Origin of the sequence: Bacillus cihuensis (genome assembly GCF_000504145.1) — a bacterium.
Lineage (GTDB): Bacteria > Bacillota > Bacilli > Bacillales > DSM-1321 > Peribacillus > Peribacillus huizhouensis.
This window is the reverse complement of record NZ_AYSD01000010.1, coordinates 504,374-523,051: the sequence shown is the minus strand read 5'-3', so window position 1 is coordinate 523,051 and position 18,678 is coordinate 504,374. Positions and strand designations below refer to the sequence as shown.

18 protein-coding genes and 1 pseudogene are annotated in these 18,678 nt (G+C 36.6%); 6 read left to right on the top strand and 13 right to left on the bottom strand.

From position 1 onward, the window contains the following. Positions 1 to 207 precede the first annotated feature (207 nt). Positions 208 to 1,584, top strand: coding sequence for a purine-cytosine permease family protein (locus V179_RS0102305; protein ID WP_028390090.1), 1,377 nt, complete (start codon positions 208 to 210; stop codon positions 1,582 to 1,584). 238 nt (positions 1,585 to 1,822) lie between these two features. Here V179_RS0102305 and V179_RS0102300 read toward each other — a convergent pair whose 3' ends face one another. The 3 genes from V179_RS0102300 to pdxR form a co-directional block, all read right to left on the bottom strand. Next, the gene (locus tag V179_RS0102300) at positions 1,823 to 2,125 is read right to left on the bottom strand and encodes a hypothetical protein (protein WP_028390089.1); all 303 of its coding nucleotides are present in this window, start codon (positions 2,123 to 2,125) and stop codon (positions 1,823 to 1,825) included. Between the two features lie 463 nt (positions 2,126 to 2,588). Beyond that, a complete protein-coding gene (locus tag V179_RS0102295; RefSeq protein ID WP_268745169.1) occupies positions 2,589 to 2,978 on the bottom strand; it encodes an aldehyde dehydrogenase family protein in 390 nt (129 codons plus the stop codon). A gap of 34 nt (positions 2,979 to 3,012) precedes the next feature. Further along, complete coding sequence (gene pdxR, locus V179_RS0102290) at positions 3,013 to 4,446, bottom strand: MocR-like pyridoxine biosynthesis transcription factor PdxR (RefSeq protein WP_028390087.1); 1,434 nt, start codon at positions 4,444 to 4,446, stop codon at positions 3,013 to 3,015. Between the two features lie 758 nt (positions 4,447 to 5,204). Between pdxR and V179_RS0102280 the strand changes: the two genes are divergently transcribed. Next, the gene (locus tag V179_RS0102280) at positions 5,205 to 5,648 is read left to right on the top strand and encodes a YfmQ family protein (RefSeq protein WP_028390085.1); all 444 of its coding nucleotides are present in this window, start codon (positions 5,205 to 5,207) and stop codon (positions 5,646 to 5,648) included. Between the two features lie 561 nt (positions 5,649 to 6,209). Here the strand turns inward: V179_RS0102280 and V179_RS26885 are convergent. Both V179_RS26885 and V179_RS0102270 read right to left on the bottom strand, forming a co-directional pair. Beyond that, positions 6,210 to 6,503, bottom strand: a complete 294-nt coding sequence (locus tag V179_RS26885) for a GrpB family protein (protein WP_152534683.1) — start codon at positions 6,501 to 6,503, stop codon at positions 6,210 to 6,212. Positions 6,504 to 6,656: 153 nt separating this feature from the next. Continuing rightward, positions 6,657 to 7,112: a hypothetical protein gene (locus V179_RS0102270; protein ID WP_028390084.1), complete on the bottom strand. Its 456-nt coding sequence runs from the start codon at positions 7,110 to 7,112 to the stop codon at positions 6,657 to 6,659. A gap of 209 nt (positions 7,113 to 7,321) precedes the next feature. Here V179_RS0102270 and V179_RS0102265 point away from each other — a divergent pair, with 209 nt between their 5' ends. The 3 genes from V179_RS0102265 (at position 7,322) to V179_RS0102250 (ending at position 11,232) form a co-directional block, all read left to right on the top strand. Next, the gene (locus V179_RS0102265) at positions 7,322 to 8,698 is read left to right on the top strand and encodes an aminotransferase-like domain-containing protein (protein ID WP_028390083.1); all 1,377 of its coding nucleotides are present in this window, start codon (positions 7,322 to 7,324) and stop codon (positions 8,696 to 8,698) included. A gap of 173 nt (positions 8,699 to 8,871) precedes the next feature. Further along, positions 8,872 to 10,074, top strand: coding sequence for an aminotransferase-like domain-containing protein (locus tag V179_RS0102260; protein WP_028390082.1), 1,203 nt, complete (start codon positions 8,872 to 8,874; stop codon positions 10,072 to 10,074). Between the two features lie 264 nt (positions 10,075 to 10,338). After that, positions 10,339 to 11,232, top strand: a complete 894-nt coding sequence (locus tag V179_RS0102250; RefSeq protein ID WP_028390081.1) for a DMT family transporter — start codon at positions 10,339 to 10,341, stop codon at positions 11,230 to 11,232. A gap of 147 nt (positions 11,233 to 11,379) precedes the next feature. Here V179_RS0102250 and V179_RS26880 read toward each other — a convergent pair whose 3' ends face one another. The 4 genes and pseudogenes from V179_RS26880 to V179_RS0102235 form a co-directional block, all read right to left on the bottom strand. Then, the gene (locus V179_RS26880; protein WP_051404797.1) at positions 11,380 to 11,715 is read right to left on the bottom strand and encodes a hypothetical protein; all 336 of its coding nucleotides are present in this window, start codon (positions 11,713 to 11,715) and stop codon (positions 11,380 to 11,382) included. 37 nt (positions 11,716 to 11,752) lie between these two features. Continuing rightward, positions 11,753 to 11,851, bottom strand: a pseudogene (locus V179_RS31470) (enoyl-CoA hydratase); the annotation flags it as partial. 33 nt (positions 11,852 to 11,884) lie between these two features. Further along, a complete protein-coding gene (locus tag V179_RS0102240; protein WP_028390080.1) occupies positions 11,885 to 12,661 on the bottom strand; it encodes an AraC family transcriptional regulator in 777 nt (258 codons plus the stop codon). 26 nt (positions 12,662 to 12,687) lie between these two features. Then, positions 12,688 to 13,263, bottom strand: coding sequence for a LysE family translocator (locus tag V179_RS0102235; protein WP_028390079.1), 576 nt, complete (start codon positions 13,261 to 13,263; stop codon positions 12,688 to 12,690). Positions 13,264 to 13,884: 621 nt separating this feature from the next. Here V179_RS0102235 and V179_RS32285 point away from each other — a divergent pair. Beyond that, positions 13,885 to 14,163, top strand: coding sequence for a heterocycloanthracin/sonorensin family bacteriocin (locus tag V179_RS32285; protein WP_084552168.1), 279 nt, complete (start codon positions 13,885 to 13,887; stop codon positions 14,161 to 14,163). A gap of 208 nt (positions 14,164 to 14,371) precedes the next feature. On the opposite strand, the gene V179_RS0102225 is transcribed toward V179_RS32285, so the two are convergent. The 4 genes from V179_RS0102225 to V179_RS32625 form a co-directional block, all read right to left on the bottom strand. Further along, on the bottom strand, positions 14,372 to 14,617 hold the full coding sequence (locus V179_RS0102225) for a hypothetical protein (protein WP_028390077.1): 246 nt from the start codon (positions 14,615 to 14,617) through the stop codon (positions 14,372 to 14,374). A 608-nt stretch (positions 14,618 to 15,225) separates the two neighbouring features. Beyond that, a complete protein-coding gene (locus V179_RS0102220; RefSeq protein WP_028390076.1) occupies positions 15,226 to 15,696 on the bottom strand; it encodes a peptide-methionine (S)-S-oxide reductase in 471 nt (156 codons plus the stop codon). A gap of 384 nt (positions 15,697 to 16,080) precedes the next feature. After that, the gene (locus V179_RS0102215) at positions 16,081 to 16,716 is read right to left on the bottom strand and encodes a YczE/YyaS/YitT family protein (protein WP_028390075.1); all 636 of its coding nucleotides are present in this window, start codon (positions 16,714 to 16,716) and stop codon (positions 16,081 to 16,083) included. Positions 16,717 to 17,193: 477 nt separating this feature from the next. Further along, positions 17,194 to 18,108, bottom strand: a complete 915-nt coding sequence (locus V179_RS32625) for a right-handed parallel beta-helix repeat-containing protein (RefSeq protein ID WP_456061775.1) — start codon at positions 18,106 to 18,108, stop codon at positions 17,194 to 17,196. Positions 18,109 to 18,678: the final 570 nt, after the last annotated feature.

The following is an 18,678-nucleotide window of genomic DNA, read 5'->3' as shown; positions in this document are numbered from 1 at the left end:
CTTATAGAGTGTTAATCAATTAGTGAAATTAGGCTAATTAATTTACCATGAAGTTGACAATTTTTCCGTCTTAATTTTTTCTGAATATATTGACATTTGTATTCGCTTACAATTATAGTATTTCTATCAAGCTACTTGCATGGTACATGGTATGGTTTAACTTGCATGGTACATGGTAACAGGTAAATTTACAAGGGGGGATTATTAATGAAAGTTGAGACTCGAAGTATTGAATATATTCCTGCAGAAGAGAGGCACGGTAAGGCTCGCGATTTATTTCCTATTTGGTTTGGGGCAAATATGCATATTACTACGCTAGTAACAGGGGCATTACCCATTGCATTAGGTCTTAATTTATTTTGGAGTCTTGCAGCAATCATTTTAGGAACCTTACTAGGCGCCATTTTTATGGCTTCCCATTCGGCTCAAGGTCCTCAACTTGGAATTCCGCAAATGATTCAAAGCCGGGCGCAATTTGGGGTAATAGGGGCTATTTTCCCATTGTTTCTCGTTATGTTTGTTTATTTAGGTTTTTTTGCAAGTAGTGGTTTGCTTGCAGCTCAAACCTTAAGTAGCTTAACATCTATTGACCAAACATGGAGCATAGTATTTTTAAATGTTCTATGTTTTATAGCAACCATTTATGGTTATAACTTAATTCATAAAATGCAGAAAGTATTGTCTTGGACATCATTTCTTATTTATCTAGTTGCCACATTTATTGTTTTTCAATTACCGCTTCCTTCAGGTAGTTGGACAATGGGTAATTTAGATTTACCGGTATTTTTGTTGGCGGTAAGTATGGTAGCAACATGGCAATTAGCCTACGCTCCATATGTTGCAGACTATTCTCGTTATCTTCCAGTATCTACTCCAGCGTCTCAAACATTTTGGTATAGTTATGCCGGAACTTCAATTGGAACTATCTGGATGATGGCATTAGGCGCAATCTTGACTATAGCGATTCCCAACTTCCTTGACCACTCTGGTGGAAATTTAGCACATTTATTTGGTAGCTTTGCCATAATCATGTTCCTCATTATTATCTTTGGACAACTTGCCATCAATGTGTTTAATTTATATGGTGCATTTATGGCAACCATTACAACGATTGAGCCGTTCATCAAGTTAAAGGTTACACCAAAAGTTCGGATTGGCATGATCTTTTCCGTAACAGTTGTAGGAACTGGTCTATGTTTATTAGGTCAAAGTAATTTCCTAGCTTTTTTCTTAAACTTTATTTTTTTCATTAGTTACTTTTTAATTCCTTGGACCTCTATTAATCTAGTAGATTATTATTTGCTACGACGTGGACGTTATAATGTAAAAGATATTTTTGATTTAAATGGCCAATATGGAAAAATAAATTGGATAGCTTGTATAGCTTTTCTTGTATCAATCCTTGCAGAAATCCCTTTTATTAATACATCATTCTACGTTGGACCTATAGCGAAGGCATTCGAGGGGGCTGATATTGCTTGGGTTATTGGATTGGTAGTCCCAGCAGTTTTATACTACTTCCCAATGAAAAAAAAGTTAAATAATGAAAAATGCGCTGAAGATAAAATCGAGAGAGTTATATAGATTATTAAGTTCTCAAATGATGAAATGAACTCTGAATGGGGATCCTTCTAGACTTAGTTCCACAATCTTCAGACCAGCCTATTATATCGAATTGTGTGCAGACTTGGGATTTGGTATTAAATTAGAATGGCTCTTAATAACAATTTATTTTATTAAAAATTGAAATGTAGATATTCTATATAAAGCAAGGGAGCCTATCATAATATAGGCTCCCTTTTATTACTCAACAATTATTTTATTAATTAGATTTAGCTAAAAATAAACGTATGGAAGACAACAACAATACAATAATGCCGTTCATAATATAGAGTCCTGTAAAAAGAACAGTTAGTATACCTGCCCCCCAACCGCTTTCATCGAAGGTTAAAACAAAAAATAAAGTGCCGAAGTAGATAAGTGGCGTTAGCAGTAGAAAAATAATACCTGCCCATACCCTTTTTTTAATATTTTGTTGAGAAAATTTGAAAGTATAAAAGTTGATCAAGCCAAACACTATAATTTCTAAAATAATGGTTAGTGACAATCCAACAGAATCAGACATACAACATCTCCTTTTATTATTTAGAAGGGGTTATTTGGAAATTTTTATTAATTTAAGTTTATCATTTGTTGTTTCAGTTAAGCACAGACAATTTTCCTCAATCATTTTTCTTTAATCCCGATATCAACCAATTATTAAAATTCCTCTTTCCTTTTGCTAATATTAATCCCAATTGTACTTAAAAGCGTTATTAAACAACCTGGCCCAATTGATGAACAAGAAAAAATCCTGCATATCAATACAGGATTTTTGATCAAACTTTTTTTAATTATCGAATTTTATTTCAAAACCACAATATACCTGTCATTATTGCTAAGATTAATTTTTTGCAAATTCTAAGAAGGAGTTTTATGTTAACTACTGTCAAATAGTTCTTACATTTATTAATCTGACTGCTTTATCTATGTGCTTATTACTACCATAATTCTAGATCGTCTACCTCTTTGTTGTTAAAATAGAAAACTTAAGAAAATGGGTAACGAGGCTCTTTTTGAACAGATACCCATTTAACAGTAGTAAATTCTTCAAGAGCCCACTCACCGCTTTTACGGCCTAAACCTGAAAATTTTTCTCCACCAAATGGAATATTAGACTCTATATTAATAGATTGATCATTGACATGCATCATTCCGGTTTTTATTTTTCTAGCAACATGAATTCCTCTTTCTAATGATCCAGAATATACAGCCCCACTTAACCCAAAAGGAGTTGCGTTGGCAACTTGAATCGCTTCTTGCTCACTATTTACTGGTATTAATACAGCAACGGGTGAGAAATTCTCATTTTGGGCAACGGCCATATCATTTTTTACATCAGCTAAGATTATCGGTTCCATAACGTTACTATTTTTTATCCCACTCTTAATGGGCAGTAAAGGTCCGATTGGTTCATCTGGTTAAGTTTAGTGCATCCGCAAACCTTTTTATTCCCTCATTTATAGTCTCTTCTTTCTCTCTAGCAAAAGTGAATCGTGCATAACATTTTTTAGATCCCATCATAGACCCAGGAGCATAAATAATTCCTCGCTTTATGGAGTTTTCCAACAATTTCATTTCATCTACATCTCTTTTTAGTTTGCACCAAATATGGATTCCACCTTGAGGAATAGTAAACTCCACTTCATCTTTTAGAAAATTATTAAAACTTGATACAATTTGATTGCGCCGCTTTTCTAATGCCTTCACTAATTTCTTGATATGAGAATGAAAATGCTCTGATTCTAAAAAATCGTTAGCGATCCATTGGGTAAAGCTAGCATGACCAAAATCAATTTGTTGTTTGGCATCAGATAATCTCTCTATTACCGATCTTGGCCCTATAATCCAGCCAATTCTTAAACCTGAAGCAACGACCTTCGATAAAGAGCTAATGTACAGGACATTTCCATGTTTATCAAGAGATTTTAATGTCGAAACTTCTTCTCCTTTAAAAGACATTAAACTATACGGATCGTCTTCCACAACAGGTATTCCATGTTCTGATGATATTTCTAAAATGGCTTTCTGCTGGCTCTCTTTAAGCAAGGTGCCTGTTGGATTTTGAAAAGCTGGATTTAAAAATATCATTCTTATGCGATGTTTTTTATGTAATTCCAATAACTCATTTGGATCTACACCATCTTCATTTACTGGTAAATAGAAAATTTTTAAACCTGCTGATTTAAATATTGGGAGATTATAATGATAGGATGGATCTTCAATCACCACTGCATCACCAGGCTTTAATAAGCATTGAACGACTAGGTGTAAAGCTTGTTGAGCACCAGAAGTAATTAGAATAGATGAAGGATTTGTTTCAATATTTCGAAACTCCATCACATGCTGTGTAATTGTAGTCCTTAAAACTGCATTCCCCTGTGGATGGTCATAACCTAGCCTACCGATAAAAGACCGTGTTGAAGTAATCTCTCTTAATGCGTTTATTGGAAAGAGGTCCTCCGATAATTCACCACTGGCTAAATTGATTAATTTTTGCTCTTCCATCTCTTTACGTATTCTTTGAGCGACCGGTAGATTCGGTAAAAATGAACCTGCTTCAATGTATCTGTTCCAACTAGGTATACGTTTTTTAGTTATCCCCCATATATCCTTACTTATAGTAGTACCACTTCCACGATTTCGTTGAATGAGACCATATGATTCAAGCTCATCATATGCGGCTACAACAGTACTCCTATTTATATTTAGCTCTTTAGCTAAGTATCTCTCAGAGGGTAGGGGTTTATCTGGCGGAAAAGTTCCATTTGCAATGCCATTTTCAATATACTCAGCAATTTGTTTATAAATCGGTTTTTTAGCTTTTCGATCAATGTTCCAGTCCATTTATTTGCATCCCTTTAAAAACTCATTTTATATATTGTAACCTAATTATCATTACTTTTTCTTTAATACAAATAAATAACCTATTGAGTCATCATAGGTTATTCACCTTAATTCCCACCAAACGGAAAGACTAATATACACACCAAGTGCAAGGAAAGATAATAGAATAGCGATAACATGTATGAATGTTAAGTTTGAAATATTTTTTAGTAGAGCCACTATACTTTTTGTCACTCTTACTCACTTTCCATATTTCCCCAACCAAAGCTAGTATAAAAGTAATCACGACAAAAGCAATCAACATTTTCATAGGCCACCACTTTAATGTACTTTTATAAAAAAGTCTGTCCAAAATGCCCAAATATAATATTTCATCTAAATCATCACTATAAAATAAATTGTACTGCTTGTCCCCATCCATTTTTCAATGAATTTTACCATCCACTTTATTGTATTACACCATTTTCCTTCATCCTGAACTCTTATTGAAGGCCCTTATATCAAGTCATTTTAATATTTTCAAACCCTATTAAACTGCTAAATATCCCTTTTTAAAAAAGTTTTTCTTATTTGAACAATTAGTGACACATCTCATATTTAATTGCATTTTAAAATTGGTGTCTTTATTATAAAGTGAAACTTCAATCAGTGGGGGTTTTACTGCCCGTTAAAGCGGGATAAAAATCAATAATAGTGAATCAGTTAAACGATCAAAACGATTTCATTTTCACTGGAATTAAAAAAGGAGTTAATATCATATGACATGGACAGTTGTTATTAGTTTAGTAATTGGATTTATTCTCAAATTTTTACTTAGTCCTCCAAGTGCAATGGTGGGATGGGTCTTAGGTAAATTTGAACTTCATCCAAAACTTGAGTCAAAAGAGGTTACTGTAACATTTAACGGAAAGAATTTAAAAGAGGAAGAAAAGGTTAGATTTACTGACTATTTTAATGAAGCTGACTTTTTAAAAAAATACTATATATTCCCAGGTAATGAAAAATTATTTTTACATCCAGAGACTAATGTTACTCCATTTGTCATCAACGTAAAAAAAGGCAAAAAAGAGGTTTATTTCTTTGTTTATAATTACGATAATCACGTTGATGTAGTCAAGCAGTCCAAGAAGAAAGTTGTTTCTTATAGTCTTAGTTCTGATAATCTACAAAAATTTACTTTGCCAACTAAGGGATTAGCATAGTACTAAAAGAAAAGGCTTGATATACAATTTAGTAACTTATGTTTCCATTAGCCGGTCATTATTTGAATGTAAATATTGTTTAAAATGACTAAATCTAAATTATTGTATTATAACTTAAGATAAGCATATTGAGAGATGTACAGGGAAAGTCATAAGTACAAAGACAGGATATTCTTTTAGAGAACTCCAATAAATGATATAAAACAAAATCCGGTTTGAACTGCCCCGTAAATGTTAGACACCAACTAACATTTACGGGGCAGTTCATATCAGGGATTTTTTCTATGTTTAATCATTATGGTTTATTTTGAAAGCACTACACTACATTTAATTTTATCCCTAAAAAATCAATAACCATCTATCGACTTATCAGATAGATGGTTATTAAAGATGTTTAAAAATTTAGCATTTCCTTTATTTCACTACTTTTAAGGATAATATATTTGTTTAATTTTTTGTCTGTTCTTCTTTTTTATTTTTTGTAATATCTTCTGAATAAAAAGAGATTTATTTTTAAATATAAGAAACTCTGTCAAGACGAAACGTTGCTGACAAATCAACTTATAATTGGTGATATTCTTTTAAAACATCAGGATTATTTCTCAAATAATTTCTGAATAAAATTTGATTGTTCCAGCCTTCTCCTTCAAACTGATAAAAATGCATATGATGTGTACCAGCTCTCCATTTTCCTTTTCGGAAGAAACGTCTTTTAGGAAATTCTTCATGATAAACAAATTCAAATCCTATTTGGTTTAAAGACTCAAAAAATTTGCTAACTACCTCTAAATCATTTACTCCAATAATAATATCTAAAATAGGTTTAACCCCTAACCTAAATTCAATAATTCCCATTTTTTCTAGTTTTCAGTTTTAAGATCATTCCTTTTTTAGACATCCGTGGACTTTTGCTGAGTAAAGAAAAATATGAAAATGATAATGGGGAGCACTATTAAAAATGTATTGTTTCTAGAAGTTTTTACTGTAGGAATATCTGTTAATGACATTTTACTCATTCCCTTTTAGATTAGTTAATAATTCCGGTGGAACGATATAATGCTGCGTTACAATTTTATTAAAAAAGTTATAATCTTCAATTGGAAGTGCCGGAAGAACTTCAGGATAACCGAAAATAGGACCTGAAACATTAATTGAAAAATCACCAGACGAAACAAATGTGCCAGTCACATGTATTACATCATTGATTAATAGTATAGCTATAATGATGTCCAGTATATCGATAAAAAGGTTTCCTTCTTGCGAATGGTGCTTCCCTTCTAAACGATGCCCTCCAAAAAGAGGACCACCTAACGAGAGACTAAATCTGCCTGGTCTTACAAACACGCCAATGATTGTGATTTGCCCGGTTAATAACAGGATTGCTGTAGTAATTTCGATACTTCGTTGAAAGGAGTGAATTACTTTTTTATTTGTATCAAATTCACAGGTCTCATTCAATATCATCACTCCCTATGTAGGCATTATATTCAGATAAACTGACAAACGTCACTTAATTGAGATCAATAATCAAGGTTTTATCATAAAGTTTGATCATTTCTTACGGAACTAAAGCACCTCGTTAGTGAGTATACTAGTAAAAAATTTTAAAGGAATTTATGGATTTGAATTTGTTACCATACAATTTTATAATTGTGTGAAAAAGGATGAGGATTGTGCCTATTAATTCATTTGAAGATTATCCAATGACATGGAAGCCGACGTTAAACCGAGTAGATAGACCGATTTATCAGGCATTAGCTAAGCAGTTAGAATGTGACATTAAAGAGGGACGCTTAGTTCCAGGAACAAAACTTCCACCACAAAGAGAGTTAGCAGACTATTTGGATGTGAATCTAAGTACAATCTCAAAATCATTTAAGTTAGCTGAGTTAAAAGGACTGATTAGCGCAACCATTGGTAGTGGCACTTATGTTTCATATGATGCGATTTCGAATGCATACTTGCTTTCAGAAGAAAAGCCAAAACATTTAATTGAAATGGGTGCACTGCTATCAGATCGTGTATCGTATGGACCTTTACATGACTTACTGCAATCCATGTTACAAGAATCCGATGGTGCGAGATGGTTTGGGTACAGCCGGCCAGGTGATTCGATTTGGCAAAAAGATGCAGGCGTCAAATTATTAAAATATGCCGGTGTTGAAACGACTAGAGATCAGATCTTACTGGCTAATGGCGGACAAAATGCCATCACCGCAACACTTGCGGGTCTTTGTCAGCATGGAGATCGGATTGGTGTCGATCACCATACATATCCAGGCTTAAAGACAGCTGCCGCGATGCTGGGCATCCAGCTTGTACCGATTCGGTCAGAAACTGATGAAATGAGTCCGGAAGCACTTCTGTATGCATGCAAAAATGATAACATTAAAGGCTTATATATTCTTCCGGATTATCAGAATCCGATGACCTATACAATGAGCGTTGAAACTCGCAAGGCTATTGCGGAGATTGCCATAAAGTATAATTTATTTATTATTGAAAATGGAATGTTTCATTCAATCCAAGATAAAGTATTGCCGCCCGTAGCGGCATATGCTCCTGGGCATACGATTTATGTAGCGAGTTTATCGAAATCGATGGCACCTGGACTCCGTCTTGCTTATGTGGCCGTACCTTACAACTTCCTGGATACTACTCGTAAAGCTCTTTATAACTTAAATATTTCCGTATCACCACTATTTGCGGAGTTAGCAGCACGAGCAATTGTATCGGGTCAGTTTGATAACATTGTTGGACTTCATAAAGAGGAAACTAAAGCTCGCAATCAATTGGTCAATCATTATTTAGATAAGGAAAATTGTTTAGGCGGAGAAACAGGGCTGTTTCGCTGGTTACATTTGCCGAACCATTATTCAGGGGACCAATTTGAACAAATAGCTGAAGCACAGGGGGTACAAGTTTATAGTGGAGGGCGATTTGCGGTAGGCAATGTTGCACCGGCAAATGCCGTGCGTTTAGCTATTTGTGCTCCAGAAACGAGAGCCGAACTTGAAAAAGCGCTTATTACACTCAAAAGATTAATTTAAATATTTTGAAATATAAAATAAATATTGTTTGCCATACAATTATAATATTGTATGGCTTTTTTGTACATGTTATGATATTTCAAATTAGTGGGAGGATGTCACGCCTCGATACAGTAAAGGAAGGGAAACAGCTAATGATGGTTAAACAATATGATTATAAGGAGCATTTAGAAATGCGCAACAAATTTGCAAAGAGAGCTAGTTTGGTTAAATCTTCTGAAACGCGTGAAATCTTAAAGGTCACAGAACGACCAGAAATGATTTCTTTTGCAGGAGGTCTCCCGGCTCCGGAACTGTTTCCCGTAGAGGAACTAAATGTGGTATGTGAAGCCGTTCTTAAAGTAGATGGCCCTGCTTCCCTTCAATACAGTACAACAGAAGGATATATCCCGCTTAGAAACGCGATCATTAAACGGATGGATGCGATCGGTATTCAAGCGCATTTACAGCAAATCTTGATTACATCAGGGTCCCAGCAGGCTATTGACCTGACAGGAAGGCTCTTTCTTGACGAAGGGGATACCATCATTTGCGAAAGCCCCACATACCTGGCTGCGGTCAATGCTTTTAAAGTATACAATGCCAACTTTGTAGAAGTAGAGATGGATGAAGACGGCATGATGATGGAAGCACTGGAGAAACAGCTTCAGGAGAATCCCCAGGCAAAATTTATTTATACCATTCCCGATTTTCATAACCCGACAGGCCGAACGCTCAAACTTGAAAGAAGAAAAAGAATGATTGAGCTCGCCAGCCAGTATGACGTTTTGATTGTGGAAGATAATCCGTACGGAGCGGTCCGGTTTTCTGGAACTGCCCTTCCGCCAATAAAACATTTTGATACAGAAGGCCGAGTCATTTATCTGAGCACCTTTTCGAAAATCTTCACACCGGGACTTCGGCTTGGCTGGATTTGTGCAGATGAAGTATTTATTGAAAAATACGTGGCATTTAAGCAGACAGCAGACTTACACTCTGACAGCTTTGCACAGCGGATCACGGCTAAATATATGGAACTGTATGATATAGAGGCTCATATTGAAAAAATTAAAGCTGTATACAAAGAAAGATGCACAACGATGCTTGCCTGCATCGATCAGTTTTTCCCTAAAAATATCTCCTACAGCAAGCCGGACGGCGGGTTATTTATTTGGGTAGAGCTTCCTGCTTCTGTTGATTCAAGTAAAATCTTTGTGGAGTGCTTGAAGAATAATGTGGCTATTGTTCCTGGTATTCCATTTTTTCCAAATGGTACACAAAAGAACACATTACGGCTAAATTACTCGAATACAACGAAAGAACAAATTAGGGAAGGTATAAAACGTATGGGTGAGGTCTTACATCATGAATTAAAGAAAGAAACAACAACTTCTTAAGTAATGACGAGGCAACCTAGCTGCTGTCTTTGTAGCTCTATATGAAGGAATGCTTAACTTGTCACTATCAATATCTATTAATAGAAATAGGGGGAATTATGATGCCATTATCAAATACAAACTTAAACACTTGGAAGCCATTTTCAACATCACCGCCACCACCGTTTACTCGATTTGTTAAATCAGTACTGAATAAGCTTATATTAAAAACAGATTAAGATTCTGCGAAATATAAGCTGTTTCGCAGATTCGAAGGAGTAAACAATGAAATCTAAAATTCAGTTTATATTATCAATGGTCATTTTCGGTACAATCGGTTTAGTTGTTCGATACATTGATCTTTCTTCGAGCGAAAGAGCCTTACTAAGCAGTTTCATAGGATGCTTATTTTTAACATTAATATTCTACATCATGAAGAAAAAAATATCATGGAATTTAGTTATATCAAATGCTTTAATTTTGTTACTTTCTGGTATTGCATTGGGTGGAAATTGGGTTTTTCTTTACCAATCCTACGACCTTACAACAATTTCCAATGCAACGCTAGGCTACTACTTTGCACCTGTGTTTGTGATGGTTCTTTCTCCATTAATCCTTAAGGAACAATTATCTATTAAAAAAATTGTATGCATTGGTGTAGCGATCATTGGTTTGGTTTTAATTGTTGGTGAAGGCGTAAGTGCATCTAATACAGATGATATTCTTGGACTTTCCTATGGAATAATCGCAGCTGCGTTTTACGCTGCATTATTGCTATTAAATAAATTTATTAAAGATATGGGAAAGTTAGAGCTAACAATCATTCAACTAGGAATAACTGCTTTACTGCTCACGCCATACGTTTTCTTGACTTCCGGCTTTGGTATTTTTGGTGTATCCAGTTCTTCCATTCCATTTATTTTAATTTTAGGGATTGTCAATACAGGGATTGGATTTTGGTTATTCTTCTCTGGCATGGAAAAATTAAAAGGACAAAGTATCGCTATGCTAAGTTATGTGGATCCCTTTGTAGCAATACTGATTTCCGCAATGATACTGCATGAACAGATGACATTGGTTCAAATGCTTGGTGGTACATTACTTTTAAGCTCAACATTTGTTAGTGAAATTAAATCAGTCAAATTTTCAAGACGAATAGTAAAAACATTAGCTAAATAACGAGAAAACAGTGGGAACATTCGTTTCCCACTGTTTTTATTTTTATGCGGTTTTTGAACTAAACCCCCGTTTCTCAATAAGATAAAGGAGCTACCGTAATAACTCCTTTGTTCAACTCTTGTTACCCGTTACTTTAAGTACATTACTTCACAAACTTCCATATTCTTTACAATTATCAGAACACCATTTTAGGAAACCTTTTTTACCCTCACTTTTAAAAGCAATCCAGTCATTCAAAAGATTTCTGTAATAATTTGCGCTTTCATTAACATACTTTTTACTTTCAACATCAATCATTTCTGTGGAGAGGCTTTCAATTTTCAAAACTGCCTCTTGGTCCTCAGAAATATCACCAAGGTAGGCATCATCAGAAATGTGGTGAAAAGAAAATCCAAGGAAATTAAGATAATAATTAATGATCTCCATCAAGACTCTTTGTTCACTCTTTCCACCAATTTCAAGTGCCTTTTCTAAATATTCCATACGATTTTCGGCATTTAAGAATATGCCAAACCATCTGGTGTGAGCCTTCATCACCTGAAGCCTTAGTAAACAATTCAACATCTTCTACTGTGAAAGTCCGTTCAAATATAATTTTATCGCCTACTTTTAGAGACAATTTTATTTCCCCTTTAAATTTTAAAACTCCTCCTCAATTTAAATGTGACATATATCCAAATGCTGTTGTTCCATAAACACTTTTGAAATGTTTATTTAAATGGGTTAAATCAACAAAACCACATTCAGCTACTGCTGAATAAATATCTCCATTTTTTTCTATTAACTGCTTTGCACGTTCTATCTTACAGTTAAGAAAGTATTGGTATGGTGAAATCCCAGTATGAGCCTTGAACAATCTAATAAATGTAAATTTTGATAAATTAAGCTCTTTACATATCTGGTCAAGTTTAAGTACATTTTCTAAGTTGGTTTGAAGCATATCCTTTGCTTTTCTAATTAGGGCGTTATCTTTCTTGTAATCCGTAGAAAGATTAGTTTGAATAAGGCTATCTGCGAGGGATAAAAGTAATTCACTGCACAAAGCCTCATCTTTTTCGCTCAATATTGCATTAGCCAGACTTAAAACTCTTTGTTCAATTCTATAATCGTACACAATAGGGTTTGAAAAACGTACAATATCCTTTTTCTCAATAACTTCTAAAAGCAATTGTGGCTCAATATATAGCATCACATAATCAAGGCCTGTCTCATCATGTGCCCTTCCGTCATGTGCCTGCTCTGGATTAAAAAGCATAACACCATTTTGATATGATAATTGTAAACTGCCATCCAAGTTATACTGCTGAATACCACGCAATGTGACGCCTATTGCATACTCCTTGTGAGAGTGGTTTTTATAGGTAAAATCAGTAATACTTGCTGACAACGCAGTAATACCTGCTGACTTTTTATAGATAAATTTTTCCAATTTAATTCACCTCTTAAGTAGCTTACCTACATCCATATCATGATTGCAGCATAAACTAAAAACAATGCCATCAGTACATTAACAACCTTTTTATGCTTCTGTAAAAACTTCTTGAAGATCGCCCCGAAAAGTACCCATGTAATAAATGCCAAAAATCCAATACCAATTATAGCTATAACACTTATTGTAACGGCAGACTTTGAGACATAGTAAGGCATAATATAGGTAGGAATGACAGTCATTGTAAATAGTACTACCTTTGGATTTAAAAATTGAGTAAGGAAGCCTGACATAAACGTACCAGTTTGATTTGCAGATGGTTTCGATGCATCCGTTTTGTAGACTTGATAAGCGAGATAAAGCATATATAAGCTTCCGATTATCTGCATTATAATGATAATTTTAGGGATAACTGTTACAAGTAAAGTGTTTAACATAGCAGAAATAACAAGTAATAAACCAAAGGCAATCGTTGCTCCATACGTATATTCCATTGCCTTTTTTGTCCCAGAATTATGAACAGTGGATAATATGACGATATTAGTAGGTCCTGGTGTAAACGTAACAATAAAACAGTATACGACAAAAGATGTAATATTCATGAGGTAAACTCCTTTCAAGATATCCTCATATAACTGTACATCTTAAATTTAAATAACTTATAGTATGTTATTGCAGGAATCAAAAAAGCTTCTGTAAAGTTAACCCTACAAAGTTAGCCAGAATTAATAATCCTATTGATATTTGAACTAGCCTGCTTCTATAGTTCAATACTGCTTACTTCATTAAATAGCCCTTTAATGGAAAAAAGCGCTGTTCCTTGTAAAAGAAAAGCGCCCGATAGTTTAAGCGAAATACTTCACATACCCAATCCGATATAAACAAGGGGAGTAGTCCATCTTTAGTCCAAAACCAGAATAAGGATAAAAGGGTACCTTCCTTTTCAAAAGCAAGTCTTCCCCTAAAGAGATCTTTCGTTGAGATTTAAAACAAGTTGAATAAAATTAATCCCCATCGTTACTTCCAAAGACAACATTTTATGAAGCATTTAACATGAATTAGGCTTTTAAATCAGTAACAGTCACCTAAAAGTAAGCATACTTTGTTGAAGAGAGTAAACGTAGTATATCTTAATTACACATAACTGACAAAATTTCTTCCTTCAAATCTCTTGTTAGATGTCTGTTTAACCAATTTTTCTTAAATAAACAGGGGAGGTAAACATGCTCAATTTTCAAAATGAACTTCAAACTTTAGGAATGGATAATTTCCAAGTTGGTCAGTTAATTCCTACGGGTCCTCAGAGTCAGGATTCGAGAATATTTGGCGGTATGCGTTGTATGCGTTGCGGTGGCATGCGTTGTGGCGGCGGTATGCGTTGTGGTGGATTCCGATGTTTCGGTTGCTTCGGCTGCTTCAGCTGTGGTGGTTGTGGTGGTTGTGGTGGTTGTGGTGGTTGTTATAGCGGCTACGTTGATTACGACGATTGGTACAATTACTAATTCACAAAAGAAAGAATGGATATCTATTGAAATAAAGTGCCCATGCATAATTTGCGGGCAAGGGCACTTCTTTACTGATTTTCATTTTGGACAAAAAATCGTACACTAACTGATAGGGCACAATCGTAACGATCAAATAAGAAATGGGATTCCCACAGCAACCCCACTGTCCAACTAAAGCACCAGTTAGTTCAATAAAATATGTATCCTATTTTAAGTGGTCTTCAATAATTTCTCTGAACACGTTCTTAGCTTCTTCCAATGTTACTAACTCCCCGATAACCTTACTTCCAGGGATTTTTGTTGAAAGTGGTATACCTAAAAGATACCTTTGACACTTCCATATAGGAACTTCAAATATAATTTTATTGAACATTTTATTCTCTATTTCTATTTCTACTGAAACGAAAGAAAAATATCTAGGTTTAAAAGGGTCTGTTCCGTATTTTTTCAATTCAAGGTTAATCCTTTGTTTTCTCTCAGTAAAAGTAGGTGTTTATTCACTTAATAATAATTCGATATGTTCATAAAAAGATTGTTCAGTAGCTTTAATTAACTCATTTAAGTCGAGAGAAAAATCCCTTTGTAAATATTTCAATGGACTGGTCCTTCCGCAATGGTTTTAAAAATTTAGTTTAATCTTAATTAAGTTATTATACCTTCTAATCGATTAATTCAACTATCATTACTTAAATTCTTACTACTCAATTAAACTCCTTTAGTTGAAGAAGGGGTCTTTTCGAATGTATGATTTTAGATATTTTTGTACATTGAAAATATCTCCAAATTGGTGGTCGAGTTGTTGAATTAAAGCTCCCCGTTAGTTTAAGTACAGACCTACACAATCTCCTCTAAGCTTAGATAGATATCTATTTTCTTTTAAGGTTTTGTTCAAAAATCTGGCCCTATAATGACAAAAAGCGATCCTCTTTATTGAAGAATCGCGCCCGATTGTTGAAGATCGTTATACAAATATAACCCCCTACTTGAATAAGGATTGAACTTTTAAAGCAACTTCTTTTGGCTAAACATCAATAGATGATAATCATTTAATATTCTACATTACTTATATCTACTTAATATTTCTTCTGGAATATGACAATAATCGTTTGGACATCTAGCTAACCTGTCTTGATGTTCTTCTGCACTTCTCACATAGTTTGTAAGAGGTAATACTTCAACAACTATAAGGTCATGATCATTTCTCTCATCAAGAAATGCCTTCGCTTCTTTTAAGTGTTCTTGCTTTTCACTATATACTCCTGTTCTGTATTTCTTACCAACATCCTGTCCTTGTTTATTCAAACTGTATGGATCAATTATTTCAAAAAAACATCCCATTAATTCCCTGATAGTTACCACCGCTGGATCAAATCCTGTTTTTACACATTCGGCGTAACCATCATAATCACCCTCAAGAGTGTGACTTGTTCCATTAGCTCTTCCCGCTTCTGTAAACTTAACACCAGGTAAAGTTTTTACAAAAGCTTGTACTCCCCATAAACATCCACCTGCAAAATATACTATTTCCATATTATTTTCCCCCTTATAATAAAGTATCTTTTCTGTTATTTTATCACTTACTCCTTGTTCCACTACTGCAACTATAGTTTAAGTACAATCTTTCACAAACACCACACTAATTACCATGAGTACTCAATTTTTCTTGAGACTATTCCTCCATTAAATGGCCCTATAACGGAAAAAAGCGATCTTCTTTATTGAAGAATCGCGCCCGATTGTAGAAGATCAAGTATTGCACAATTTGGATTACTATATTTAACTTGTGATACGGTTCTCCATAGCATATCTATATAAGGTTCTCAAAAATGCGGGGACTAGCAAATACTTTTGAAATGAAAGGGGCTCCCCCCATGAAGGAATCCTCATATATCGTGTTTATTTATTTTTAATTGTCTACATATGCGTTAACAGGCGATCCTTTTGGTCAAGGAAATATGCCATCAGTTTCTTACATTGAGGAATAGAAAATCCTAACATTGGACCTAATCCAAACGCAATAAACACTGTTCCAATTCCAACTGGCCCCCCTAACATCCAACCAAGAAGAAAAACGAGAACTTCAATGCCATTTCTAACCAACGGGATACTCCAACCCGTTCTTTCAACAATTAATAACATAAAGCTGTCTCTAGGACCTGCTCCAAAATCAGCAGAAACATAAAATCCAATACCGTACCCAATTAAAACAACACCTATGATAAAGGCTATTATTGCTCCTGCTAAACTATCAATGCTAGGTAAAATCGAATTAAAAAGATCAATAAATAACCCTAGAAACAACATATTTAGAAAAGCCCCTATTTTTGGCCATGCCTTATTGAAAATTGAACTGATCAACAAAAGTAAAAATCCACTTATTATCGACCAAGTTCCAATAGTAAAGCCAAATTTAGTAAATAGACCATAATGAAACACATCCCATGGTCCAATCCCTAAATGCTTTCCTTCAATTGTTAAAGATATGCCAAATGCTAACACCATTAAGCCAAAAATAAAAAAAGACCATCGTAGAATCCATTCCTTTTTCATAACCGCTCCTCTATCTTATATCTTATTTTTTTATTAATATAACATTAAATTTGGACAGAATTTATAATCTATATATTCTGAAACATTACCTAAAAAGCGTATCTTTCATTTTCTTATTGGGTCTTATTCGTTTTAACAATGGAAAAGCTGACGTAGGCAATATCATATAGCCACGTCAGCTTTTCCATTTTGAAGACTAAAAAATCCCTAAACATTTTGTCGATTAGGAACAATCTAGTATGCCTATTTTATGTTGAAGCAAATATTGAATAAGTAGTAAGTGAATATATTAAATATGGTTTACGTGAAAATTGAGTGAACTTATTAAATGGAACCCAGCCCTCTTTTTGATGAAGGCTGGGTTACTTATAGAAGTTAAAATAAGAATTACTAATTACTCAACTTTCGCACCCTTGCGTTTCTATAAGGGATTTCGCATGCTTACCCTTGGTTGGACAGATGGTGCCACATTTATCTCTATTGAATTTTCCGCTGGGCCGACCGGCTCACCTCGATACCGTCGACCACCCTCAGCTTGGCTCCGTCGATGGCGTCGACGACGTTTTCAACCATGCTGAGGTCCTCCCCGGCATCGATCCTGATGCCGTTGGCGGCCTGTCGAATGACGTTGGACTCGATCCTGATGCCTGAGGGGATGCCTTTGCCCCGTCCTTCAGTACCGTGGTCCTCACGGAGCCGGATGGCCCAGAACCCGTCAATCCCTCCAGTGATGTAGTTACCATGCAACTCCGTGCCCGGCGCATTGCGGACCTCGATGCCTACCTTCGAATCCTCCCCAGCGGTGATCCTGTTATCCTCGATGAGGGTGTCAGGAGTTCCCAGAATGACGAGGATTCCCTGACGGTTTCCAATCAGGTCGTTGGAGTGCACCCAGTTTCCAGGCCCTGAGGCGTCGTGCTTGTTCTTGGACCCGCCGGAATTGCCCAGCGCGATGCCAGCCTGTTGCCCGCCGATGACCGTGTTGTCCCGGACCTCGTTCAGGTATTCACCCTCACCGTGCAGGTCGATGGCGTCGAGGAGGCTACCGACGATGGTGTTCTCCGCCACGAGATTGTTGTGCGTGGGGAACTGCAGCAAAATAGCGTGCCGCAGATGCTTGCCATCGAAGGTATTGCCGATGACGACGTTGTGCCGGGAATCGTTGGCGGCATCCGGGTCGCGTTGGTCCCTTGAGCCCTCGATAGCAATGCCGTAGCCCTGTCCGCCGGGACCGACGGCAGTTGCCTCACTGATGTAGTTTCCAGAAAGAGTCACTTCACGGCTGGCCTTGACTGAGATGCCTTGACGCTCGAACCTGCGGATGCCCAGGTTCTCCACCAGGACCCGGGAGCTAGCCTGCCCTTCAAGGGCTCCAAGGTAAATCCCGTACATCGGTCCGCCACTCGCATCGCTGTCGTCGGGGTCGTCGCCGAGTGGACCCTCATAACGGGAGGTGATGGTGAAGTCAGCTACGATGACGTCGTGGACGCCGGAGCCGCGGATTACCCGGCTGTCATCCTCTCCGTCGAGAGAGGTCAGCAGCACGGTGCTCTCCTGGCCCTCTCCCCGCAGGTCCACGCCGCTGCGCAACACGATGTTCGCCGACTCGTCGGCCGGGTCAGTGGAACGCAGGTCATACGTGCCGGCCGGCAGCACAACCTCGTCACCCGGTACGGCCGCGTCCAGGGCCGCCCGGATGGCTGCTGCGTCGTCGTGTGAGTCCGGATCCGGATCTGCCCCAAAGTGCGTAACGTCAAGGGTCCTGCCCGTGGCCGGACCCGGCCTTGGCACCTCAATCGGCTTGCCGGACCGATCCACCAAGCCGGGGGACTGCCAGTCGCCATGCCCGGACGGGGCGGGTCCCACGGCTTCATCGCTCTCGAACGTCCCTTCGGATTCCTCGACGGTGCATGCGGTCAAGAGGACCAACAGGCCAAGGACCATCCACCATGTATGTGCCAG

Coding starts and splice junctions, on each gene's coding strand:
- pdxR (WP_028390087.1), bottom strand. CDS start 4,446: ATGGACTGGAACATTGATCGAAAAGCTAAAAAACCGATTTATAAACAA.
- V179_RS0102250 (WP_028390081.1), top strand. CDS start 10,339: ATGAAATCTAAAATTCAGTTTATATTATCAATGGTCATTTTCGGTACA.
- V179_RS0102235 (WP_028390079.1), bottom strand. CDS start 13,263: ATGAATATTACATCTTTTGTCGTATACTGTTTTATTGTTACGTTTACA.
- V179_RS0102220 (WP_028390076.1), bottom strand. CDS start 15,696: ATGGAAATAGTATATTTTGCAGGTGGATGTTTATGGGGAGTACAAGCT.
- V179_RS0102305 (WP_028390090.1), top strand. CDS start 208: ATGAAAGTTGAGACTCGAAGTATTGAATATATTCCTGCAGAAGAGAGG.
- V179_RS26885 (WP_152534683.1), bottom strand. CDS start 6,503: ATGGGAATTATTGAATTTAGGTTAGGGGTTAAACCTATTTTAGATATT.
- V179_RS0102280 (WP_028390085.1), top strand. CDS start 5,205: ATGACATGGACAGTTGTTATTAGTTTAGTAATTGGATTTATTCTCAAA.
- V179_RS0102270 (WP_028390084.1), bottom strand. CDS start 7,112: ATGATATTGAATGAGACCTGTGAATTTGATACAAATAAAAAAGTAATT.
- V179_RS0102215 (WP_028390075.1), bottom strand. CDS start 16,716: ATGAAAAAGGAATGGATTCTACGATGGTCTTTTTTTATTTTTGGCTTA.
- V179_RS0102300 (WP_028390089.1), bottom strand. CDS start 2,125: ATGTCTGATTCTGTTGGATTGTCACTAACCATTATTTTAGAAATTATA.
- V179_RS0102260 (WP_028390082.1), top strand. CDS start 8,872: ATGCGCAACAAATTTGCAAAGAGAGCTAGTTTGGTTAAATCTTCTGAA.
- V179_RS32285 (WP_084552168.1), top strand. CDS start 13,885: ATGCTCAATTTTCAAAATGAACTTCAAACTTTAGGAATGGATAATTTC.
- V179_RS32625 (WP_456061775.1), bottom strand. CDS start 18,108: ATGTACGGGATTTACCTTGGAGCCCTTGAAGGGCAGGCTAGCTCCCGG.
- V179_RS26880 (WP_051404797.1), bottom strand. CDS start 11,715: ATGGAATATTTAGAAAAGGCACTTGAAATTGGTGGAAAGAGTGAACAA.